General features: G+C 33.7%; 24 protein-coding genes and 1 riboswitch. Of the genes, 19 read left to right on the forward strand and 5 right to left on the reverse strand.

The annotated features are described in order from the left end of the window. Window positions 1–5 precede the first annotated feature (5 nt). Window positions 6–1,127: a glycerate kinase gene (locus V5E38_RS00600; RefSeq protein WP_499211795.1), complete on the forward strand. Its 1,122-nt coding sequence runs from the start codon at window positions 6–8 to the stop codon at window positions 1,125–1,127. 122 nt (window positions 1,128–1,249) lie between these two features. Here V5E38_RS00600 and V5E38_RS00605 read toward each other — a convergent pair whose 3' ends face one another. Further along, the gene (locus V5E38_RS00605; protein WP_499211796.1) at window positions 1,250–2,443 is read right to left on the reverse strand and encodes a chromate transporter; all 1,194 of its coding nucleotides are present in this window, start codon (window positions 2,441–2,443) and stop codon (window positions 1,250–1,252) included. A gap of 164 nt (window positions 2,444–2,607) precedes the next feature. Between V5E38_RS00605 and dsdA the strand changes: the two genes are divergently transcribed. The 17 genes from dsdA (at window position 2,608) to V5E38_RS00690 (ending at window position 17,000) form a co-directional block, all read left to right on the forward strand. Then, a complete protein-coding gene (gene dsdA / locus V5E38_RS00610) occupies window positions 2,608–3,945 on the forward strand; it encodes a D-serine dehydratase (RefSeq protein ID WP_499211797.1) in 1,338 nt (445 codons plus the stop codon). Window positions 3,946–4,259: 314 nt separating this feature from the next. Beyond that, window positions 4,260–5,735, forward strand: a complete 1,476-nt coding sequence (locus V5E38_RS00615) for an aminotransferase class V-fold PLP-dependent enzyme (protein WP_499211798.1) — start codon at window positions 4,260–4,262, stop codon at window positions 5,733–5,735. Window positions 5,736–5,946: 211 nt separating this feature from the next. Beyond that, a complete protein-coding gene (locus tag V5E38_RS00620) occupies window positions 5,947–6,207 on the forward strand; it encodes a metal-sensitive transcriptional regulator (protein WP_429889219.1) in 261 nt (86 codons plus the stop codon). Between the two features lie 127 nt (window positions 6,208–6,334). Beyond that, window positions 6,335–6,811 (forward strand): DsrE/DsrF/DrsH-like family protein, encoded by a 477-nt coding sequence (locus V5E38_RS00625; RefSeq protein WP_499211799.1) that lies wholly within the window; start codon window positions 6,335–6,337, stop codon window positions 6,809–6,811. A gap of 19 nt (window positions 6,812–6,830) precedes the next feature. Beyond that, complete coding sequence (locus tag V5E38_RS00630) at window positions 6,831–7,127, forward strand: rhodanese-like domain-containing protein (protein WP_499211800.1); 297 nt, start codon at window positions 6,831–6,833, stop codon at window positions 7,125–7,127. Between the two features lie 54 nt (window positions 7,128–7,181). Then, complete coding sequence (locus tag V5E38_RS00635) at window positions 7,182–7,754, forward strand: sulfurtransferase TusA family protein (RefSeq protein ID WP_499211801.1); 573 nt, start codon at window positions 7,182–7,184, stop codon at window positions 7,752–7,754. Between the two features lie 44 nt (window positions 7,755–7,798). Next, on the forward strand, window positions 7,799–8,926 hold the full coding sequence (locus V5E38_RS00640) for an MBL fold metallo-hydrolase (RefSeq protein ID WP_499211802.1): 1,128 nt from the start codon (window positions 7,799–7,801) through the stop codon (window positions 8,924–8,926). A 21-nt stretch (window positions 8,927–8,947) separates the two neighbouring features. Next, entirely contained in the window at window positions 8,948–9,175 is a 228-nt protein-coding gene (locus tag V5E38_RS00645; protein ID WP_499211803.1) for a sulfurtransferase TusA family protein, read from the forward strand. 68 nt (window positions 9,176–9,243) lie between these two features. Next, window positions 9,244–10,035 carry a sulfite exporter TauE/SafE family protein gene (locus V5E38_RS00650; protein ID WP_499211804.1) on the forward strand — a complete coding sequence of 264 codons (792 nt, stop codon included), beginning with the start codon at window positions 9,244–9,246 and terminating at the stop codon, window positions 10,033–10,035. A 222-nt stretch (window positions 10,036–10,257) separates the two neighbouring features. Next, window positions 10,258–10,608: an ASCH domain-containing protein gene (locus V5E38_RS00655; RefSeq protein WP_499211805.1), complete on the forward strand. Its 351-nt coding sequence runs from the start codon at window positions 10,258–10,260 to the stop codon at window positions 10,606–10,608. Between the two features lie 5 nt (window positions 10,609–10,613). Continuing rightward, complete coding sequence (locus tag V5E38_RS00660) at window positions 10,614–11,048, forward strand: hypothetical protein (RefSeq protein WP_499211806.1); 435 nt, start codon at window positions 10,614–10,616, stop codon at window positions 11,046–11,048. 274 nt (window positions 11,049–11,322) lie between these two features. After that, window positions 11,323–11,440, forward strand: a riboswitch (SAM riboswitch). 175 nt (window positions 11,441–11,615) lie between these two features. Further along, the gene (locus V5E38_RS00665) at window positions 11,616–12,632 is read left to right on the forward strand and encodes a methionine ABC transporter ATP-binding protein (RefSeq protein ID WP_499211807.1); all 1,017 of its coding nucleotides are present in this window, start codon (window positions 11,616–11,618) and stop codon (window positions 12,630–12,632) included. Then, window positions 12,622–13,290, forward strand: a complete 669-nt coding sequence (locus tag V5E38_RS00670) for a methionine ABC transporter permease (RefSeq protein WP_056467650.1) — start codon at window positions 12,622–12,624, stop codon at window positions 13,288–13,290. Before V5E38_RS00665 ends, V5E38_RS00670 begins: the two co-directional genes overlap by 11 nt. Next, complete coding sequence (locus tag V5E38_RS00675; protein WP_335447773.1) at window positions 13,287–14,135, forward strand: MetQ/NlpA family ABC transporter substrate-binding protein; 849 nt, start codon at window positions 13,287–13,289, stop codon at window positions 14,133–14,135. The genes V5E38_RS00670 and V5E38_RS00675 overlap by 4 nt, the downstream gene beginning before the upstream one ends. A 46-nt stretch (window positions 14,136–14,181) precedes the next feature. Next, window positions 14,182–15,372 carry a M20 family metallopeptidase gene (locus V5E38_RS00680; protein WP_499211808.1) on the forward strand — a complete coding sequence of 397 codons (1,191 nt, stop codon included), beginning with the start codon at window positions 14,182–14,184 and terminating at the stop codon, window positions 15,370–15,372. 278 nt (window positions 15,373–15,650) lie between these two features. Then, entirely contained in the window at window positions 15,651–16,040 is a 390-nt protein-coding gene (locus V5E38_RS00685) for a YidH family protein (protein ID WP_499211809.1), read from the forward strand. Window positions 16,041–16,124: 84 nt separating this feature from the next. Then, window positions 16,125–17,000 (forward strand): alpha/beta fold hydrolase, encoded by an 876-nt coding sequence (locus V5E38_RS00690; RefSeq protein ID WP_499211810.1) that lies wholly within the window; start codon window positions 16,125–16,127, stop codon window positions 16,998–17,000. Between the two features lie 478 nt (window positions 17,001–17,478). On the opposite strand, the gene V5E38_RS00695 is transcribed toward V5E38_RS00690, so the two are convergent. Continuing rightward, window positions 17,479–18,831 carry a divalent metal cation transporter gene (locus tag V5E38_RS00695; protein WP_499211811.1) on the reverse strand — a complete coding sequence of 451 codons (1,353 nt, stop codon included), beginning with the start codon at window positions 18,829–18,831 and terminating at the stop codon, window positions 17,479–17,481. 335 nt (window positions 18,832–19,166) lie between these two features. On the opposite strand from V5E38_RS00695, the gene V5E38_RS00700 reads away from it, so the two are divergent. Then, window positions 19,167–19,727 (forward strand): DEAD/DEAH box helicase family protein, encoded by a 561-nt coding sequence (locus tag V5E38_RS00700; RefSeq protein WP_499211812.1) that lies wholly within the window; start codon window positions 19,167–19,169, stop codon window positions 19,725–19,727. A 207-nt stretch (window positions 19,728–19,934) separates the two neighbouring features. Here V5E38_RS00700 and V5E38_RS00705 read toward each other — a convergent pair whose 3' ends face one another. The 3 genes from V5E38_RS00705 to V5E38_RS00715 form a co-directional block, all read right to left on the reverse strand. Next, complete coding sequence (locus tag V5E38_RS00705) at window positions 19,935–20,549, reverse strand: TasA family protein (RefSeq protein ID WP_499211813.1); 615 nt, start codon at window positions 20,547–20,549, stop codon at window positions 19,935–19,937. A gap of 72 nt (window positions 20,550–20,621) precedes the next feature. After that, window positions 20,622–21,167 carry a signal peptidase I SipW gene (gene sipW / locus V5E38_RS00710; RefSeq protein ID WP_499213486.1) on the reverse strand — a complete coding sequence of 182 codons (546 nt, stop codon included), beginning with the start codon at window positions 21,165–21,167 and terminating at the stop codon, window positions 20,622–20,624. A 13-nt stretch (window positions 21,168–21,180) separates the two neighbouring features. Then, complete coding sequence (locus tag V5E38_RS00715) at window positions 21,181–22,071, reverse strand: DUF4047 domain-containing protein (RefSeq protein ID WP_499211814.1); 891 nt, start codon at window positions 22,069–22,071, stop codon at window positions 21,181–21,183. Between the last annotated feature and the right edge of the window lie 105 nt (window positions 22,072–22,176).

Genomic DNA, 22,176 nt, shown 5'->3' on the forward strand with positions numbered 1-22,176 from the left:
GACAAATGAAAGTAGTTATTTTACCTGATTCCTTTAAAGAAAGCTTGGATGCAACGAATGTAGCTAATGCCATTCATAAAGGCTTTCATTCCGTATTCCCTAATGCAGAGTATCATTTATTACCATTGGCTGACGGAGGGGAGGGCACTGTTCAAGCTTTAATCGCATCAAATGGTGGAGAAGTAGAAACCATTAATGTAACAGGCCCTCTTAATGAAACTGTTCAAGCTAAAATTGCTTTTTCTAAGGATAATAAAACGGCATTTATAGAAATGGCTGAAGCTTGTGGTTTACATCTTGTACCGCTTGAAAAACGTGATCCATTACAAACTACTTCCTTTGGTGTTGGCGAATTAATTCTTTATGCTATTGAGCGTGGAGCTTCTGAGCTTATTGTTGGTGTTGGAGGTAGCTCAACAAATGATGGTGGAATTGGGATGGCTCAAGCCCTAGGTTACCAATTCTTCGATCAAAACGGTGAGGAAATTGAATGCAATGGTGAAACATTGCTAAAAGTAGCTTCAATGTCTGATGAAAAAAGGTCACCGCTATTAGATAATGTAAAAATCACAATTGCGGCTGATGTTGTTAACCCATTGATTGGTAGAAATGGAGCAACATATATTTTTGGACCACAGAAAGGACTTTCTGCGAATCAATTAGCTATAATTGATGAAGCTATGGGAAATTTCTATCAGATTGCTCAGCAGTATCTAAATAAATCCGTTTCACAGATCCCCGGAAGTGGAGCTGGTGGGGGCATGGGTGCAGGCCTAATGCTTTTCGCAAATGCTTCAATTAAAAAAGGGATTGAACTAGTTCTTGACCAATTAAATGTTAAAGAAGTATGCAAGGATGCTGACATCGTAATTGTAGGAGAAGGCAGAATGGATGGACAAACAATTTATGGTAAAGCACCTGTTGGGGCGGCTGCTTGTGCCCCAGCTAATGCGAAAGTAATTGCAATTTGTGGTAGTATTGGTGATGGGATCGAGGAATTGTATAAACACGGAATCGATGCTATTTTCCCTACGATTCCTGCAATCTTACCGATTGAAGATATTATGATAAACGCATTTGAAAATATTGAAAGAACTGCAAGAAATATTGCTATATTGTTAAAATAATTGAAAATAAAAAGCAGAAAAACATGTATGAGTTTTTCTGCTTTTTAATGGATTTGCCCTTCTTTTACAAATGACGAGGGGCTGTTCTCTTAAAGTTTGAATAGATAATTAACAAAAAAAATTCAAATTCTAGATAAAATTTCTCCACTAATTGCTCCAACAAGAACAATAACCCATGGTGGTAATTTCATCATTACTAACATACAAAATAAGACAGCTACGATTAAAAAGTCAACAATTGAAAATATAGAGCTTATCCATATTGGATTAATAAAAGCTGAAATTAAGATCCCAACTACTGCTGCGTTTACTCCTAATAAAGCTCTCCTTAATTTCGAATTACGACGCATACTAGCCCAAATTGGAAGAGTACCTAAAATAAGTAGGAAAGCAGGTAAAAAGATGGCAATCGTTGCAATTAAACCTCCTCGCCAGCCAGCCATTACAGTTCCTAAATAGGAAGCAAACGTAAATAATGGTCCTGGTACAGCCTGCGTGACACCATATCCAGCCAAAAATGTTTCTTTGTTTAGCCATCCTGTAGGAACAAACTCACGTTCAAGTAAAGGGAGAACAACATGGCCTCCACCAAATACCATTGATCCTGCTCTGTAAAAACTGTCAAATATAGATATCCATTTTGACGCTGTAAACGAACTAATTAAGGGTAATAAAACTAATAATATAAAAAATATAGCCAAGCAAATGATTGAAACTTTTTTTGATATATTCGTAACTAATGTAGTTTTATCACTATTTTCATTATCCTGATATAGTAAATATCCTACAATTGAAGAAATTAAAATGACAGCAATTTGAGTGAATGTCGTTTGCCATATTAGTGTAGCGATCATTGCAAACAAAGCAAGAGCCTTCCTTTTTAAATCAGGCGTCAAGTTCTTTACCATACCTAAAATAGCCTGTGCAACAATTGGCACTGCAACCAGTTTTAATCCATGGATCCAACCGGAATTTTTTATATCCAAGTCTTGTAGTAATAATGCAAATAATATAAGTACAATTACTGATGGTAATGTAAATCCAATAAATGAGACAATTCCCCCTAAGACCCCTGCACGTATTACGCCAATACCAATGCCAACTTGGCTGCTTGCTGGTCCAGGTAAAAATTGTGACAAAGCGACTAAGTCAGCATAGTTTTGATCGTCAATCCACTTTTTCCTTCTTACATATTCTTCACGAAAATAACCTAAATGAGCGATCGGTCCACCAAAAGAAGTTAAGCCAAGTTTAGTAGAAACAATAAGTATTTCTAATAAAGAAGTTAATTTTCTATTTTTAGTATTAAGTTCCATATTTTCCTCCAGCAACTGATACATAGAAATAGTATAGTTTGAATCAAATACTAAACCAATGTCTTCTCAATGAAATTTACAAAAGATTAACAATCAAAGCTATTCTAGAAAATTTAATATCTGTTAAACTTTAAATAAGCTGATTAAAGCAAGGAGGAAATAGGATGGAGAGAATTGATATTCAGGGATATATAGAAAGTAATCCAATACTAGAAAAACTTATTAACTTAGAGGAATACTTTTGGTTGAATCCAAATTTAGAGACGTTTCAAAAAGCTATTAAAAAGTCACCACTTACCCAAGAAGATGTAAACGACGCAGATAAACGATTAAAAAGGTTTGCTCCATATATATCAAAGGTTTTTCCAGAAACAAAAGATACAAATGGCATTATTGAGTCACCTTTAGTACAAATTCCTTCTATGAAACAATCGTTAGAAAAAAGTTTTCAACAAACTATATTAGGAGAATTATTTTTAAAATGTGATAGTCATTTACCAATATCAGGGTCAATTAAAGCAAGAGGTGGCATTTATGAAATTTTAAAGCATGCCGAAAGCCTAGCTATAAAGCATCAGCTATTAACGAGTGAAGATGATTACTCAAAAATAGATAGTGATATTTTTAGAGAATTTTTCTCTAACTACTCAATTGCTGTAGGGTCCACTGGTAATTTAGGTATGAGCATTGGAATTATTAGTGCAAAGTTAGGTTTTAAAGTAACAGTTCATATGTCAGCAGATGCAAAGCAATGGAAAAAAGATTTACTTAGAAGTAAAAATGTAAATGTTATTGAGTACGAGGCGGATTATAGTAAGGCAGTAGAAGAAGGACGAATTCAAGCAGAAGCAGATCCTAATTGTTATTTTGTAGATGATGAAAATTCAAAAGATTTATTTTTAGGATATGCAGTAGCAGCTTCACGTTTAAAAAAACAATTTGAAGAATTAGACATTACAATTGATGAAAATCATCCATTATTTGTTTATTTACCTTGCGGAGTTGGAGGAGGACCTGGTGGTGTCGCATTTGGTCTGAAACTATTATTTAAAGATAATGTTCATGTCTTTTTTGCCGAGCCAACTCATTCTCCTTGTATGTTGATTGGATTAATGACAGGACTTCACGATCAAGTTTCTGTACAAGATTTTGGTATTGATAATAAAACGGATGCAGATGGACTTGCTGTAGGGAGACCATCTGGCTTTGTAGGAAAAATCATCGAGCCTTTTTTAAGCGGTAGCTACACAATAAGTGATGAAAAGCTATATACCATGTTAAAAGAGTTAGTTGATACTGAAAATCTTTATTTAGAGCCGTCAGCACTAGCTGGTATGATCGGTCCAATTAAATTATTTAAAGAAGGTAAAGATTATTTACTAAAAAATAATTTAATGAAAAAAATGGAAAATAGTACCCATGTCATTTGGGCTACAGGTGGTAGTATGGTTCCTGAAAAAATGATGAAAGAGTACTATCAAAAAGGGTCTCTTTTTAAATAAAATAGATAGTGTAAAATTTTACTAATATTTTAAAAGTGAAAAAAATTCTTTTAATGCAGAATAATTTGACATATATTTGTATATGTAAATAAGTTTTCTATTTAGATTTTGACGCAAGATATTTTCTTTTTAATTGGTTCTGTTTAAAAATTGATAAATTACTTTAAAAAAGCCATTCCGTCATGAGCGGACTGGCTTCAGTGCATTTTATATAATACCCTATTGGGTATTGGAATACTCGGTTTTATCTTAATTATCTAAACAGAGCTTCCGATTAAAAAGCACAAAACATATTCTCATTAGGAGCGATAAAATTGAATTTAGAAAAGTATTTTTCACAATTTAGAAAAGAGATTATTGGAAATGAAAAAACATTCTTATCGCCATTTGGTGAAAAGAAAATTATTTATTTAGATTGGGCTGCGAGCGGTAGGTTATATGGACCTGTTGAAGAAAAATTTCTTTCAACTTTTGGGCCTTATGTTGCAAATACGCATACGGAATCAAATATAACTGGAAGCACGATGACGAATTGTTATCATGAAGCATTACAGATCATAAAGGAACATGTTAATGCAAGCGCTTCCGACACAATCATAACAGATGGATCAGGAATGACAGGCGTTATGAATAAGTTTCAACGTATTTTAGGGTTGAAAATTCATGAAAACTTCCATTTCCGTTTAAGTTTACCTGAGGAAGAAAGACCGGTAGTTTTTATAACTAGTATGGAGCATCATAGTAATCACACTTCATGGTTAGAAACGATTTGTGATGTGGAAGTTGTACCGAACTGTGCGAACAACGTAGTTGATTTAGAATTTTTAAGAAAACGCCTAGAGTTTTATAAGAATAAACGAAAAGTAATTGGATCATTTAGTGCTTGCTCGAATGTATCTGGATTAATTACACCTTATCATAAGCTTGCTAGACTTATGCATGAATATAATGGTGTTTGTTTTGTGGATTTCTCAGCTTCTGCACCATACGTTGACATTGATATGCATCCTAGTGATCCAATGGAAAAACTTGATGCGATTCTGTTTTCTCCACATAAGTTTTTAGGAGGGCCTGGTAGTAGCGGAGTTTTAATATTTGACTCTTCTCTATATCAAAATAAAATTCCAGATCATCCAGGTGGAGGAACTGTTGAGTGGACGAATCCATGGGGTGAGAAAAAATATATTAACAATATTCGCGAAAGAGAAGATGGCGGTACTCCAGGATTTCTGCAAACAATTAGAACAGCACTTGCTATTAAGGTAAAAGATGCAATGGGTACAATGAACATCTTAAACCGTGAAGAAGAATTAGAACACATCTTATTAGATGAACTTAAGTCAATTGAAAATGTAGTGGTACTTGAAAATTCAAGCAATCCAAGATTAGGTTTTTATTCTTTTTATTTAAAGGATATTCACCATAATTTAGTTGTTAGATTATTAAATGATCGTTTCGGAATTCAAGTAAGAGGCGGTTGTTCATGCGCAGGTACTTATGGACATATGCTTTTGAATATTACAAGAGAAATGTCTAAATCAATTACAGATGAAATTGATAATGGAAATATTAGTGTAAAGCCTGGTTGGATTCGCATGAGTGTTCATCCAACGACTACAAATGAAGAGGTAGTTATATTCACTAATGCTTTAAAAGATATTATTCAAAACATTGGCGAATGGTCTAATGATTATATTTATTTAAAAGAGAAAAATGACTACATGCATAAAGACGAAGCAGTTATGGAAGTAGGTACTTATTTTGAGATAGAAATGACTGTAAAATCTTAAATTCTCAAGATACTCGAACAAAAATGATCACATTAATGTGATTATTTTTGTTCATATTTACTTTTAACTAACTAAAAGAAGGCTAACTTTTATAAAATTAAATGGTTGACAATATACCCTAAGGGGTATATATTCTAAGTAAGAATATTGCACATATATTCTAAAATAAATGCGTAAGCCTTATTTAGTTTTATGAGTTAGGGGTGATTTAATGAAATATGATGATCCAGTAAAAAATAGAATAAAGCGAATTGAGGGACAGATTCGTGGAATTTTAAAAATGATAGAAGAAGACAAGGACTGTAAAGATGTCATTACACAGTTATCAGCAGTTAAATCAGCTTTGGATCGTACGATTGGCGTTATAGTAAGCTCAAATTTAGTTGATTGTGTCCGAAATGCGAATGAAAACGGGCAAGATGCTGAAGATTTAGTGAAAGAAGCAGTAAACTTACTTGTAAAAAGTAGATAATATATGGTTTGACTCAATTTTTTAATTTTAACATCATATACCCATAGGGGTAATAGTATATATAAGATATATTTTTTTGTTTTGTTATATACCCTAGTGGGTATAAAGAATGGAAAGGAGAAAGAATATGACAGCTAAGAAAACAAATATCATTTTATTTAGTGGAGATTATGACAAAGCAATGGCTGCCTACATTATTGCGAACGGTGCTGCAGCTTTTGATCATGAAGTAACTATTTTTCATACATTTTGGGGGTTAAATGCTTTACGAAAAGGTGAACATATAGCAACAAAAAAAGGTTTTATCGAAAAGATGTTTGGAAAGATGATGCCTAGAGGGGCCGATAAAATGGGACTTTCTAAAATGAATTTTGCAGGTTTTGGACCAAAGATGATTAAGGATATTATTAAAAAGCATAATGCATTGCCTTTACCACAATTAATTGAAATGGCCCAAGAACAAGATATAAATTTAGTAGCATGTACAATGACAATGGATCTGTTAGGTCTACAAACCGAAGAGTTATTAGAGAATATTCAGTATGCTGGTGTTGCCGCCTATATTGGTGAAGCAGAAGAAGGTCAAGTAAACTTATTTATTTAATTAGAAAGGATTGAATAACATGAAAGAAATTACTGCGATTGATCTTGAAAATAATTTGAAAACTGGAAAAGAAGTAACGGTTATCGATGTTCGTGAAGTAGATGAAGTTGCAGCAGGGAAAATCCCAGAAGCTATTCATATTCCACTTGGATTAATTGAATTTCGATTGCACGAATTAGATAAATCAAAAGAATATATTATGGTTTGTCGTTCAGGTGCTAGAAGTGGCCGTGCAACAGAATTCCTTCAATCACAAGGGTTTAACGTTAAAAACATGGTAGGCGGAATGCTTTCTTGGTTCGGTAATGTAGAATAATTTTTTTGATTAAATAGATACCCCAAGTGGTATTTAAAGTATGGAGGTTATCAGATGGAACTGATTAAATCGAACGTGAAATTAGATGCAAAAGGATTAGCTTGTCCAATGCCGATTGTGAAGACTAGAAAAGCAATGAAGGAATTAGAAAATGGGCAAGTAATCGAGGTTCAAGCGACTGATAAAGGTTCAAAAGCAGACATTAAAGCTTGGGCGGAAAGCACTGGAAATCAATACTTAGGAACAATCGAAAATGGAGAAGTATTACTTCATTATTTAAGAAAATCTTCAGATGAAAATACAATTGAAAAAAGATTCGAAAACGTCATTTCGAACGATCAATTAAGTCAAAAACTACAAAATGAAAATATAATCGTTTTAGATGTAAGAGAAGAAGCAGAATATGTATTTAATCATATACCAAATGCGGTATCAATCCCTTTAGGTGAATTGGAGAGCCGTATGACAGAATTAAATAAAGAAAATGAAATATATATCGTTTGCAGAACTGGAAACCGCAGTGACCTTGCTGCTCAATTACTAGTTTCTAGCGGTTTTACTAACGTGTTTAATGTAATACCTGGAATGACTGAATGGTCTGGGGAAACAGTAAGCATAAAAGGTTAATCTAATTTTTTTTGAATAAAAGTATACTATAGGGGGTATAAAAGATGGCAGTCACAGCAATGTCTGCAAAAGAGATTACAAAAAAAATATTTGATAAAGAAAAACTATTTATTCTTGATGTACGAAATACTGATGATTATAACGATTGGAAAATAGAAGGTTCAAATTTTGAACATTTAAATATACCTTATTTTGATTTACTAGATGGGGTTGAAGACATTTTAGATAAGATTCCTGCAAGTACAGATATTTTAGTTGTGTGTGCTAAAGAAGGATCTTCCATCATGATTGCAGAGATGCTTTCAGACGAGGGACTAGATGTAGCTTATCTTAAAGGCGGAATGAAAGAGTGGAGTGAACATCTAGAACCAGTAAAAATTGCAGATTTGAAAAATGGTGGAGAGCTGTATCAATTTGTCAGAATCGGTAAGGGATGTTTATCCTACATGGTGCTTTCAAATAATGAGGCTGCTATTATTGATGGTACTCGAATGACGGATATCTACGTTGATTTTGCAAATACAAAGAGCGTAAAAATTACAAATGTATTTGATACTCACCTTCATGCAGACCATATTTCTGGCGGAAGAAAAATTGCTGAGATTACGGGAGCAACATACTGGTTACCACCAAAGGATGCTAAAGAGGTTACTTTTGAATATAGTCCATTAGAAGATGGTAATAAGGTAATGATTGGCGAAACAGCAATCAGTATTGAGGCTTTTTATTCACCAGGTCATACAATCGGATCAACTTCATTTGTCATTGATGAAAAGTTTTTACTTTCTGGAGATATTTTATTTATCGATTCAATTGGAAGACCCGATCTTGCTGGTATGGCAGAGGACTGGGTAGGAGATTTACGCGAAACCCTTTATAAAAAATACCGAAACTTATCGCTTGAATTAATCGTGCTTCCAGCACATTTTATGGTGATTAGCGAATTGAACGAAGATGGTAGTGTTTATAAAAAACTAGGATATTTATTTGATCAGAATCATGGATTGAACATTGAAAGTGAAAGTGAGTTTAGAAAGTTAGTAACTGAGAACTTACCACCTCAACCAAACTCATATCAAGAAATCCGTGAGGTAAATATGGGTAAAATTAATTTGGATGAAGAAAAACAGAGAGAAATGGAAATTGGTCCAAATCGCTGTGCAGTACGATAATGAAAATTGGAGGAGAATAAAATGGAAGCTACAAAATTTTTAGATGCAAAAGGTTTAGCATGTCCAATTCCAATTGTTAAAACAAGAAAAGCAATTGCAGAGATTGAAGCAGGCGAAGTATTAGAAATTCATGTAACTGATAAAGGTGCTAAAAACGACCTTGCTGCTTGGGCTAAATCAGGTGGACATGAATTATTAAATTATACCGAAGAAGACAATGTTTTAAAATTTTGGATTAAAAAAGGTTAAGCTAATAGATTAATAGGAAAAGGAGGGGGAATAGTCACATCTCCTTTTCTATTATAGGGGGACTTAAAATGGAGTGGACCTTAATTTTAGTACTTTTCTTAGTTGGTTTTTTTGGGTCCTTTATTTCAGGAATGGTAGGAATTGGTGGAGCGATTATAAATTATCCAATGCTCCTATTTATTCCTCCATTATTAGGATTTGTTGCTTTCACGCCACATCAAGTATCAGGTATAAGTGCCGTCCAAGTAGTATTTGCAACTTTAGGTGGGGTATTAAGCTATCGGAAAAGCGGTTATTTAAACAAAAAAGTAATAGTAAGTATGGGAATAAGTGTACTAATAGGAAGTTTTCTTGGTGGATTCGGTTCAAATCTACTTTCAGAACATGGAATTAATCTTGTTTATGGAATTTTAGCAATGATAGCGGTCGTTTTAATGTTTATTCCTAGAAAAAACGTAGAGATGTCAGCAGATGGTCAAATTTCAATTAATGTATGGCTTGCTGCAGGTTTGGCATTTATCGTTGGAACAAGTGCAGGTATTGTTGGTGCAGGAGGAGCATTTCTGTTAGTACCAATCATGTTAACGATCTTAAAAATACCAACTCGTGTGACTATTGCATCGTCATTAGCCATTACATTTATCTCTTCAATAGGCGTAACGATCGGGAAAATCTCTACTGGCCAAGTTGAAATTTTGCCGACAATTATTGTTGTAATTGCAAGTTTAATTGCCTCACCATTAGGTGCAAAAATAGGTAAACAAACAAAAACGCAGGTTTTAAGAGGGATTCTAGCAGTTTTAATTGGATTTACCGCTTTGAAGATTTGGATTACGATTATAAAATCATGGGTTAGTTGAATAAGGATTAACTGTAAAAAACAGAAAAACTATTTTGGGAGTTTTTCTGTTTTTCTATTAGCCTTTATTATGGTACTACGTGTAAGGCACTTTTTGTTGCTTCTTATTTCAATATTCTTAAATAAAATTTGCTAATTAAGTACTAATTTAATTAAAATGGAACTAGTCGTTTTTTTTAATAGCCTTTACTATAAATTTAAATTGAAATGGAGAATGAATTAGATGACAAATCAAAATGAAACGAACGCTTTACCGCCAAAAACATGTACAATTGAACGCCTTGTTACGCTTCAAGAGGATGTTGAAAAGGTATTGGCAGGACAAAAAACTGCTACTCGCCGAAATGGTAGATATGCAGATGTTGGGGAAGTGATGACCCTTCAAAATAATCAGTATGTTGTTGAAAAAGTTTATTCTCAATCTCTTGGTGAATTGACAGATGAGGATGCTAAGCAGGAAGGCTATTCAACTGTAGAAGAGTATAAGCAATCGATCCTGTCAATCCATCCTGGAATGCCTTGGCTGCCAAAAATGAGGGTATGGGTTCATGAGTTCCGTCTCATTCAAGAATAATTTATATGCTGTATAGATTGCTTCTTTATATACATATTGCTAGTGTAATCTTATCGATTGGCCCTTTTTTTATACTGATTCCGATACTCAAAAAGCTGCATACCTCGAAGTCTGCGATACAACAGAGCTATTTGGATGTATTCCGGTTCGCTGTCAGATTGGCAAAGCATGCTGGGCATGTACTGGTTGGATCAGGGGTCTTGTTGGTACTAGTAGGTCATTGGTCGTGGAAGACATCTTGGATTGTGATGACTATTCTTCTTTTGGTGAGTTCATTATTTTTCCTAGCTAGAGCCTTTTCACCGACCATACGGAAATTTAGTGAACCAACGCATGACCAGAGAATGCTGATTCAAAAGCTTCGTCGATCTATCTGGATTTACATCGTTCTTTTGATGGTTATGCTATGGTTTATGGTAGTAAAGCCTGCATTATGGTAGGCATAATTCAAAAAAGCAGACAGGTTCTCTTTATCGAAGAAGCCTTGTCTGCTTTTTTGGCCTTATCTTAAATGAGATACTAATAAGAATCCCGAAAATTAAGTATTTAGACCTATTTTAAACGATATAATAAACAGGTTTCTTGATTTGAATTTCAAGGACCTAAGTCATGTGGCAAACTGTGCGCGCAAAAAAAATTCAAAAAAAATTCTTGACGGATTCTAAAAAGAGGGATAACATAAACTCAATAATTCAAAAACTTAATAAATTCTATTACTTATCCAGAGAGGTGGAGGGACTGGCCCTACGATACCTCGGCAACGGGTTTGTTATTTCGTAACAAATACCGTGCTAATTCCTGCAAATCGTTTAATCGATTTGAAAGATAAGAAGTAAAGTGGCTTATATATTTTAACCCCTCTTCTTATCTGTTTTATCGGATAAGAAGAGGGGTTTTTTGATGTAGTGCCTTAGGAGAAAAAGGGGGAAATATAGATATAAATCCTAGTTTTCAAATATGTTTACTAAGTTATAAAAGTTGGAATAACTTGCAATGGGGGAAGTAATTTGATTGAGATAAAAAATGTCTCCAAGGTTTATCCTGGAAGGCCACCAATTAAAGCTTTAAATAATATTAATATGAAAATAGAGAAAGGGGAGATCTTTGGAATCATTGGTTTTTCCGGAGCAGGAAAAAGTACATTGATTCGTTGTTTAAATAGACTTGAAGAGCCAACAGAAGGATCAGTTCTCATTGATGGATTGGACCTAATGACATTAAAAGATGAAGAGTTACGTAAGACACGTAGAAAAATTGGTGTCGTATTCCAACACTTTAATCTACTTTCTGCTAAAACGGTATTTGATAATATAGCAATGCCGCTATATCTTGAAGGAAAAAAGAAACGGGATGTTCAGGAAAAGGTAATGGAGTTAATTGAATTTGTTGGACTTACAGGGAAGCAAGATGTATTTCCGGGGCACTTATCGGGAGGACAAAAGCAAAGAGTGGGAATAGCAAGGGCACTCGTAACAGATCCAGATCTTTTGCTATGTGATGAAGCTACATCTGCATTAGACCCTGAAACAACAAAGAATGTATTAGAGCTTTTAAGGAAGGTAAATAATTCCTATAATCTTACAATTTTCCTTATTACCCATGAAATGAGTGTAATTCGTGATCTTTGTGATAAAGTGGCGGTCATTGATGATGGTGAAATTGTCGAGGAAGGTAATGTTTATGACGTTTTTACGAATCCACAAAAAAGTATTACAAAGAATTTTGTTAACACTGTATTACAAAATGAGGTGCCGCCTAAGTTATCGAAATCATTATCAAAGGGAAAATATTATCAATTAGTCTTCCTAGGTGACAAGGCAGGCAACCCATTATTATCAGAGGTTCTTAAAAAATTCGATATAAATTTAAATATTCTTTATGGATCGATTACAGAGTTACAAGAAAGACCTTATGGGAATTTGCTCGTGGCACTAGAAGGAACAAAAGAGGAAAGCGCAAAAGCTATTAAATTTATTTCGGAAAAGGGGATAGATGTGAGGGAGGTTGAGTTAAATGGAGCTTAATTGGGAATTCTTTTGGCCGCAGTTTTTGCAGGCAACTCAAGATACATTTCTAACTGTGCTAGGATCATTTATTTTTGGCACAATCATAGGATTACCTTTAGGTATTATCCTAGTTGTAACAAGGCCAGGTCATATAATGGAAAACAAACCTTTATTTACGTTGTTAAATACCATTATTAATATTGTTCGATCTGTACCATTTATTATTTTGCTAGTTGCCATTATTCCATTTACTAGATTATTGACGGGAACGTCCATTGGAGTAGTTGCAGCAATTGTTCCACTTTCAATCTTTGTAGGGCCATATTTGGCAAGATTGATTGAGAACTCCATGTTAGAAGTAGATAAGGGAGTACTGGAAACAGCTTACTCAATGGGAGCAACAAAGTTTCAGATCATCGTGAAGTTTATTTTGCCTGAAGCGATTCCATCGTTGATTCTTTCATTTACAACAGCAACGATTGGATTGATTGGATCGACTGCGGCAGCAGGTGCTGTTGGTGCTGGTGGATTAGGGGACTTAGCTATTACATATGGTTATCAACGCTTTGAAACATTGGTTATTGTCATTACAGTTGTATTACTAGTAGTTATTGTTCAACTCATACAAAGTTTAGGAAATACGTGGTCAAGATACGTAAGGAGGAAAAGAGGATGAAAAAGTTTTTTACTATTTTTGCAGCATTATTATTAACAGTTTCGGTATTATCAGCATGTGGTTCTAACGCATCATCAGGTAATGGAAAAGAGAGAACAGTTAAGATTGGTATTAACGGTGATGACTATGAACTTTGGAATATTGTACAAAAACAAGTGAAAAATGATGGCATTAAATTGAAAATCATTTCATTTTCAGATTATGTTCAGCCTAACACAGCACTTAATGACGGTAGCCTTGATTTAAATTCTTTTCAAACGATTACTTATATGAACCAATTTAAAGGCGATCATAATTTAGATATTTCAGCAATTGGCTCGACAGTTATTGCGCCAATGGGGATTTACTCACATAAATTTAAAAAGCTAAGTGATATTCCAGATGGAGCAACGATTACGATACCAAATGATGTTACGAACGCAGGGCGTGCACTTAAACTATTACAATCTTCAAAGCTAATTAGTTTAGTAGATAATTTTGATCCTAAAGGTAGTATTGAACAAATTAAAGAAAATCCTAAACATCTAAAAATCAAACCGATTGCTGCAGGGCAAACAGCTAGATCATTAGATGATGTGGCAGCAGCGATCATCAATAATGGATTCGCCGTTCAAGCAGGCTTAGACCCTGCAAAGGATCCACTTTATAAAGAAGATCCTAATGATAAAGCAGCTATGCCGTATATCAATGTTATTGCATCCCGTACGAAGAATAAAAATGACAAGGACTTTGCAAAGATTGTAAAGGCCTATCAATCAAAAGAAGTTCATGATTACATTATTAAACGTGACAAAGGTGCTACAGTTCCAGTAGTCATTTCGATTGATAAAATTAAAAATCTATAAAGCTAGTGCATGCTTATTTAAAAAAATGGAAGGGAGAAAAGTTTAAATGACAGTCAAAATTGAAACACAAAGAGAACAAATTGTGAAAAGTATTGAGAGATCGAAGGAAGTTTATCTTGAAATTAGCCACAAAATTCATGAGAAACCTGAAATTGGCAATCAAGAATTTTTTGCATCAGAAACACATACTAAAATTCTAGTAGAAGCTGGATTCGATGTTACACGTAATATTGCAGGACATGAAACAGGATTTGTAGCAAGGAAAAAGTCGTCTAAGCAAGGCCCAACCATCGCTTTTTTAGCAGAATACGATGCACTACCTGGTCTTGGTCATGCATGCGGACATAATATTATTGGAACAACAAGTGTGGCAGCAGGAATCGCTCTTGCTGAAGTCATCTCAGAAACTGGAGGAGAGGTTGTTATATTTGGAACACCTGCAGAAGAGGGTGGACCAAATGGAAGTGCAAAGGGGAGTTTCGTAAAAAATGGATTACTAGAAGGTGTTGATGCAGCTCTTATGCTCCACCCAAGTGGTAAAACAGGTTTATCGAGTCCATCGTTGGCAGTAGATCCATTAGACTTCCATTTTTATGGAAGAGCAGCTCATGCTGCTGGGTCACCAGAACATGGCATTAATGCCTTAGATGCAGTAATCCAATTATTCAATGGCATTAATGCCCTTCGTCAGCAGCTTTCTAGTGATGTTCGCATACACGGAATTATCACTCATGGAGGCGATGCACCAAATATTATTCCAGAGTATGCTTCAGCAAGATTCTTCATCCGTGCTAGTTCTTGGAAGCGTACGGAGAAAGTATCTACTAAGATTCGTAATATTGCCGAAGGAGCAGCACTTGCAACTGGTAGTACTGTGAAAATTGAAAGATTCCAAAATGAAGTCCATGATTTTATTATCAATCAATCTCTTGATGAGCTTGTTGGTGAGGAACTAAGACTATTAGGGGAAGTAGTGAATAGCAAAAGCGGCGGGCTTGGATCTACTGATGCCGGAAATGTAAGCCATGTTGTTCCGACTTCTCACGCATATATTAAAATTGGACCTGATGATTTAATTGCTCATACAAATGAATTTCGTGAAGCTGCGAGATCGCCACTTGGTGATCATGCTCTAATTACGGGTGCAAAAGCATTGGCTCTAACGGGCTATCGTTTAATTACTGATAAAAACCTTTTGGAAAAAGTTCAAAATGAATTTCAACAAACAGAAAAATAGTTAGATTGAACGGTCAAAAAGATGGACGGAATTACCATCTTTTTGACCGTTTTATTTTTGAAAGCTCAATTATTTGTTCTATTCATATAGAAGCCTTCTGTTAAATTCTCCCTCCGTTAATTCCATAGTAAAAAATATAGGTTTACATTACCCCATTTCAATTTTTATCAAAACGTAATCCCAATTTTACTAAATCTTAAATTTTAAAGATTAAACTAAAACTTAGATATGTTTTCTACAAGTTTACTCTATAAATCTTTGATAGGGGGTAATTTAATATGGTTTCTTTAAGTAAAGTAAAAGATTTCTCAGATGAAACTGTTAAATATGCACAACAACATCTAGCAAACGAAAGGACATATTTAGCATGGTTGCGAACTGCAATCTCAATTACTGGTGTAGGATTTTTAACAACTTCGCTACACTTTACAATTAAAATTAGTGATAGCCAGTTCATCAATACATTAGCAATTTTTCTTGGCATATATGCATGTGTTGTTGGTTTAATTTCTGGAGTATTAGCTACTATTCAGTACAGTAAAAAGCGGAAAGAAATTCAAAATGGAAAATTTATACCTGCTCATCATTCAATTATTCTTGTATCAATTCTATTATCTTTTTTACTATTCATGATTGTGCTGTATTTGTCTTTATTATTATTTAATTAAACGTGAATAGTTTCAGTTTATTCGCTGTTTTTTTAATAGGGATATTTTTATAAAAATCGAATATTACATAAAGTGGACACTAAAATGAATGGAGTGATTGATATTTTTTTTCCTGAGTCTCGGTTTGAATCGATTAATGGAATGGAGCTTCATTTTACAGAATGGGGAGAAAGAAAAAATCCAACAGTTGTTTGCTGGCATGGTTTAACTAGGAATGGTAGGGATTTTGATATTTTAGCTCGTCATTTAGCTAAGGATTACCATGTCATCTGTCCAGATATGATTGGGCGTGGATTAAGTCAGTGGAGTACTTCTCCTGAGCAAGATTACTGTTTTGAAAACTATGTAAATCTAGCAATTGGATTATTAGACCGTTTAGAAATTGAACAAGTTCGTTGGGTAGGGACTTCGATGGGTGGAGCAATTGGAATGCGACTTGCTGGTACGCCTAAACATCTAAACCGTATTTCTCATTTAGTCCTAAACGATATCGGGGCAGGAGCTTCAGAAAACCAACCACAAGATATTGAAGGGATTAAGAGAATTATTAGCTATGTCGGTACACCACCTCAATTTAAAACATTTACTGAATTGAAGAATTACTATAAGTTAATTTATCATTCATTTGGTGTTTCGAGTGAAGAAGAATGGAATGATTTTACGCAAAATTCTTGCCGTAGAAGAGATGAGGGTGGAATTGGTCCAGATTATGATCCTAAAATTGCATTACAATTTCAGCATACTGAAGATTTAACTTTGTGGAATTACTGGGAATCTATTCAGTCCAAGATTTTACTCATTCGAGGAGAAGTTTCGGACGTCTTGCCACTGGATGTAGCATTAAAAATGAAGGAAACGCAGAAGTTTCAAATGGAAACAATACCTAAAGTTGGTCATGCCCCTGCTTTAAATACAAATGAGCAAATCTCAATTATTGATAATTTTTTAAAAGAAGTCTAGATTTTACTATTTGAAATTTTGGGTTGTTCCTTTTGTTGAGTTAACTGACTAAGGAGCGGCCTTTTTTATTGAAAATATAATTGATGAACTATGTGGGGGGATCATACCTTTACTATATATTTGTAGTTTATATCTTTGTCCTTTTTTATAAATATTAAGTAGATTTTTCCAATATAGTAAGAATTAGGTTATACTTGCAGGTTTTCCGTTTGTGAATAGCCAATATTGTACAATTTTCAAGTCATAATACCTTAACTGGTACGGGGAATTTTTCATCTTAATTGCGGTTTTTAGATATTTAATTGCAGATTTGCTATTTTTATTTGTGATTTTCAAAATTTAATTGCAGTTTTGCTATTTTTATTTGCGATTTCCGAATTTTAATTGCAGTCCATTTACGTTTACAGAAAAGAGAAAGTAAAAAAAGATTGAACAAATGTCATTCAAACATCTGTTCAATCTTTTTTATTTCATTTTATTATTTAAAGAATGTTGCCCAAAGTAAATATGCATTTAATACTGCAATTACTGAAGCAATTGTCCAAGCTACTGATTTAAGCCAAGTTTTATTAACGAATTTACCCATTTTCTTAGCATCACTAGTGAACATGACTAGTGGTATAACCGCGAAAGATAACTGTAAAGATAAGATTACCTGACTTAGAATTAATAAATCTGCAGTTCCATTTGCTCCATAAAAATAAGTGACAATAAGAGCTGGTGTAACAGCAATTAATCGAGTAATTAATCTTCTTATCCAAGGCTTAAGCTTAATATTTAAAAAGCCTTCCATTACAATTTGCCCAGCTAGAGTACCAGTTAAGGTAGAATTTTGACCTGATGCCAATAATGCCAATCCGAAAAATGTACTTGCTAAAGTCGTTCCAAGTAATGGAGTAAGAAGCTGGAATGCATCTTCAATTGATGCAACATTTGTATGACCCGATTTGTAGAAAGTTGAAGCAGCTAAAATTAAGATTGCTGCGTTTACAAACAATGCAATCATTAATGCAACTGTTGAGTCAATTGTCGCAAATTTAATTGCTTCTTTTTTACCAGCATCAGATACATCAAACTTTCTAGTTTGAACAATTGAAGAGTGTAGATATAAGTTATGAGGCATAACAGTTGCCCCTAAAATTCCTAAAGAAATATAAAGCATTTTTGGATCTGTAATAACTTGAGAACTTGGAATAAATCCACCAAATACAGCTTTTATATCAGGTTGAGACATGATCAACTCAAATACAAAGCTTCCTGTAATTAAGATGATTAAAGAAATAACAAATGCTTCAATATATCTAAATCCTTTATTTTGTAAAAGTAAGACAAGTAATATATCTAAAGTTGTCAAACAGATTCCATAAAACAAAGGAATACCAAATAATAGATTTAAAGCGATGGCTGAGCCAATTAATTCAGCTAAATCACATGCAGCAATTGCGGCTTCACAAAGTACCCAAAGTATAAATGATACAGGTTTACTGAAGTGGTCTCGACATGCTTGAGCTAAATCTCTACCAGTAACGATACCCAATTTAGCAGCTAATGATTGTAGAATGATGGCCATTAGATTAGAAATTAAAATAACCGATAATAAAGTGTAATTAAAAGCAGATCCACCTGCTATTGAAGTTGCCCAGTTTCCAGGATCCATATATCCAACTGCAACTAAATAACCTGGACCAGCAAATGCAAGAAACTTTCGGAAATTACTTGCTTTCTTTGGAACAGATAATGAACGATGAACCTCTTGCAAACTAGGTTGTGTATGCTCCTGTCTCCAGCCGGCTTCGTTATATATGACTTTTTCTTGTGATTCTTGTGACATGTTTCCCACCACCTCATTTATTGTACAAATCAAATAGTTTTTCCCTAGGGAAAGTTTTTAAATTATATGCTGATTTTAACATAATAGTTCCCAAATGTAATAAAAAATTTTTGATAACTTCGTAAATTTTTAGTAAACAGAAAATATACGTAGAATATTTACCTTTTCTTTGTTTCTGCTTTTTTACTATTTCTTATGCAATTCATTCAGATCGTTCAGTTTTTTGTATGTTGAAGTTTGTTATCAAGTTAATTATTTTCAAGTGTGATATACTAGTCTGAAAATTATGTTTTGTGGTTGCTTATAAAAAATTAATATATTTGGGAGAGAGTTCTATGAAGTTTGTATTAATATTCGGGCCTCAAGCCGTCGGAAAAATGACTGTAGGGCATGAACTAGAAAAAATAACAGATTTAAAATTGTTTCATAATCACATGACAATCGATTTAGTTAGTAAGTTTTTTGATTATGGAACAAAGGAAGGGAGTAGATTAGTTAATTTATTTCGAAATGAAATATTTGAAGAGGTCTCAAAAAGTAACTTATATGGAATTATTTTTACATACGTGTGGGCTCTGGATCATAAATCTGATTGGGATTATGTTGAGAAAGTTTGTACTATATATGAGTCAAAAGGCGCAACAACCTATTTTGTTGAGCTTGAAGCAGAACTTGACGTGCGACTTGCACGAAATAAAACTCCTCACAGATTAGAGCATAAACCAACAAAAAGAGATATTGAATGGTCTGAAAATAATTTAATAAAGACAATGGAAAAATTTAGATTAAATTCAATAGAAGGGGAAATTAAGAAGGAAAATTATCTAAAAATAAATAACACAAATATGAGTGCAGAAGAAGTAGCTAAATTAATAAAAGAAAGATTTGCTTTGTAAGTAATAGATTCACTTTTAATTTTCAGTATCGTTTACTGATAGGTTCTTAAGGAGAATATCTTACTCAAAAACAAAAAGATAAAGTAAGCTTTAGTGGAAATCAAGCACACTCTTCACCTTATACGAAAGTTTTTTAATTAATAGACAAGATTGTTTTTCAACAACGTGAAAAACCACCTAATCAAATTTAGGTGGTTTTGTTTTTTATTAGTTGCTGTTAGGATCAGTGTCGTCGTGGTATGTACTTCCACCAGTTTGAGCATTAAATGTCCAATCAACTTTAAGCTTATCACCTTGGAATTGGTTTTGGTCTTTTCCATTATCAACAAACTCGAATAATACAAAAATCTTTTCTTTTTGTCCTGCTGCAATGCCGTCAGGGTCTTTTGTGCTACCTACAAATTGATTAATTGCTGTTAAATCAGGAGTTTGATTTTGTAAGTCATATAATGTAGTTTCAACGATTTCATTTGTAGCACTGCTTGTGTTGTACATAATCGTTACTTTAATATGCTTAGCTAAGTCTTCTGAGTTATTATTTTTTACGTCTTCAACTTGATATTTAGTGCTTAATAAAACTTTATTAATATCTAAAGTTCCATTGTTTTCTAACGTAAATTCACGATATACTTCATCACCAGGTTTTAAATTGCTAATGTTTACAACAGCATTAGGGTTCATACCTAAGTCTAATGTACCTGCTGCGAACGTATTATCAGTTTTAATTGTATCGCTAAAGTATGCAAAGGTACCTCCACTAATTAATGATAAACCGACTGCTCCACTCATTACAACTTGACCAATTCTCTTAGTAAAACTCATTTCATTTCCCCCTTAAGGTTTATTTATTAAACTCTTAAGCTTTTATTTTGTACTTAAGAGATCTAACCAACTTTATCCTGCTGTTTTTTGTTCAAACTCTTTTTTTAATTGGAACAAATTGCGTATTGCAAAAAGAGTTAAAAGAAAACCTGGAACTATTAATAAGAGTGCAGATCCAGCTTTAGAGCCTACAAAATTTAATGCATAACCAACATATGGAACCGTGAAATTTGAATATATTCCTACGATATTTTGAGGATACACTGTCCATAAATCTTGGGCATTATTGTTATCACCCTTCGTTTTATATGAAATTTCTCCATTTTTATGATGGACAGCCGCTATTCTGTGAGTGATTAGCTTATTATCCATTTGGAAGGTAACAACATCGCCTTTTAGATAAGACGATGGATTTGCACCTAGCTTTACTGCAATAATTGAACCTGTATGAAAAGTAGGTTCCATTGACCCAGATAAAACAGCTTTTAATTGATAGCCTAAAATGGTAGAATCTCCACCCGTAAACCTAGAAGAAATCACAATAAAAGCTAAGAAACACAAGATGACAATAGAAATACTTTTAAAAATATTACCTACAATTGATAAAATTTTGTTCAACATGAGAGATCACCTATTCGTTTTGAATTGTATTTACTGAATTATTAGAAACTTCATTTGAGATTGAATCCGTATTGGTCTGATCAGAATCTTGGCTCAGAACTGAATCTGTATTGGTCTGATCAGAATCCTGGTTCGGAACTGAATCTATATCTGTATGATTAGATTTCTGGTTCGGAATTGAATCTGTATCAGAATTATTAGAATCCCGGCTTTGAATTGAATCTGTATCAGAGTTATTAGAATTCTGGCTCTGAATTGAATCTGTTTCAGAACTATTAGAATCCTGGCTCTGAATTGAATCTGTATCAGAACGATTAGAACTTTGGTCCTGATCAGATTCGGTAGCATTTTTAGGTTCACTAGTATCGTTATTAATCGTTTCTTTACTTTCACTTAGCTGGGTTTGAATTGTAGATTTAATGGACGCTATCTTTTGAAGATTAATTGTTTCATTTAATTGCTGGATTAGTTGATTAACAACCTGGTAGCCTTTTCTCTCATATTCATAGTTACTTTGTTCAGTTTCAGAAAGTTCATGAATTTGATTGTGATAAGAGTTCAACTGCTCTTGAATACTTTGTAAACTCTTAATCTCATTATTTAATTCTTGTTCCTCATTAAGAACAGTAGTAAGTAAATTTGACAATTCAGAGTAATTACCATTAATTGATGTCTGTAGGATCGTCTTATATAAATGATTAGCTCTTGTTGAATGATCTTTTGCAGCTATTTCTAATTGTTGGATTGTTTTAGGAAACACGATTGCTGCTGAAACGACTTGTTCTGTAGATACTTGACTAGAAAAGGTTGCCTCCGTTTGACCAACTGTTTGCATTGCCAAGTAAAATTGAATAGAACATAAACTGACGATGATGGAGACTTTTTTTCTTGCTTGTTTCAAATTTTCACTCCTTTGCAAAAGCCCTGTTGAAATTCATTATTGCTCAGTTGTCGGAAAATTGAAACCGGGTTATTTTTGAGTTAATAAACGGTAGTTTTTTGTCAG

The sequence above is a fragment of the Rossellomorea sp. GAMAL-10_SWC genome, from assembly GCF_049568075.1.
Lineage (GTDB): Bacteria > Bacillota > Bacilli > Bacillales > Bacillaceae_G > Gottfriedia.

Bases quoted from the DNA above. Each gene is read 5' to 3' on its own strand.
- V5E38_RS00655 (WP_499211805.1), top strand. From the start codon at position 10,258: ATGACAAATCAAAATGAAACGAACGCTTTACCGCCAAAAACATGTACA.
- V5E38_RS00700 (WP_499211812.1), top strand. From the start codon at position 19,167: ATGAAGTTTGTATTAATATTCGGGCCTCAAGCCGTCGGAAAAATGACT.
- V5E38_RS00620 (WP_429889219.1), top strand. From the start codon at position 5,947: ATGAAATATGATGATCCAGTAAAAAATAGAATAAAGCGAATTGAGGGA.
- V5E38_RS00600 (WP_499211795.1), top strand. From the start codon at position 6: ATGAAAGTAGTTATTTTACCTGATTCCTTTAAAGAAAGCTTGGATGCA.
- V5E38_RS00680 (WP_499211808.1), top strand. From the start codon at position 14,182: ATGACAGTCAAAATTGAAACACAAAGAGAACAAATTGTGAAAAGTATT.
- V5E38_RS00650 (WP_499211804.1), top strand. From the start codon at position 9,244: ATGGAGTGGACCTTAATTTTAGTACTTTTCTTAGTTGGTTTTTTTGGG.
- V5E38_RS00630 (WP_499211800.1), top strand. From the start codon at position 6,831: ATGAAAGAAATTACTGCGATTGATCTTGAAAATAATTTGAAAACTGGA.
- V5E38_RS00635 (WP_499211801.1), top strand. From the start codon at position 7,182: ATGGAACTGATTAAATCGAACGTGAAATTAGATGCAAAAGGATTAGCT.
- V5E38_RS00625 (WP_499211799.1), top strand. From the start codon at position 6,335: ATGACAGCTAAGAAAACAAATATCATTTTATTTAGTGGAGATTATGAC.
- V5E38_RS00645 (WP_499211803.1), top strand. From the start codon at position 8,948: ATGGAAGCTACAAAATTTTTAGATGCAAAAGGTTTAGCATGTCCAATT.
- V5E38_RS00685 (WP_499211809.1), top strand. From the start codon at position 15,651: ATGGTTTCTTTAAGTAAAGTAAAAGATTTCTCAGATGAAACTGTTAAA.
- V5E38_RS00670 (WP_056467650.1), top strand. From the start codon at position 12,622: ATGGAGCTTAATTGGGAATTCTTTTGGCCGCAGTTTTTGCAGGCAACT.
- V5E38_RS00640 (WP_499211802.1), top strand. From the start codon at position 7,799: ATGGCAGTCACAGCAATGTCTGCAAAAGAGATTACAAAAAAAATATTT.
- V5E38_RS00690 (WP_499211810.1), top strand. From the start codon at position 16,125: ATGAATGGAGTGATTGATATTTTTTTTCCTGAGTCTCGGTTTGAATCG.
- V5E38_RS00675 (WP_335447773.1), top strand. From the start codon at position 13,287: ATGAAAAAGTTTTTTACTATTTTTGCAGCATTATTATTAACAGTTTCG.
- V5E38_RS00705 (WP_499211813.1), bottom strand. From the start codon at position 20,549: ATGAGTTTTACTAAGAGAATTGGTCAAGTTGTAATGAGTGGAGCAGTC.
- V5E38_RS00695 (WP_499211811.1), bottom strand. From the start codon at position 18,831: ATGTCACAAGAATCACAAGAAAAAGTCATATATAACGAAGCCGGCTGG.
- V5E38_RS00660 (WP_499211806.1), top strand. From the start codon at position 10,614: ATGCTGTATAGATTGCTTCTTTATATACATATTGCTAGTGTAATCTTA.
- dsdA (WP_499211797.1), top strand. From the start codon at position 2,608: ATGGAGAGAATTGATATTCAGGGATATATAGAAAGTAATCCAATACTA.
- V5E38_RS00605 (WP_499211796.1), bottom strand. From the start codon at position 2,443: ATGGAACTTAATACTAAAAATAGAAAATTAACTTCTTTATTAGAAATA.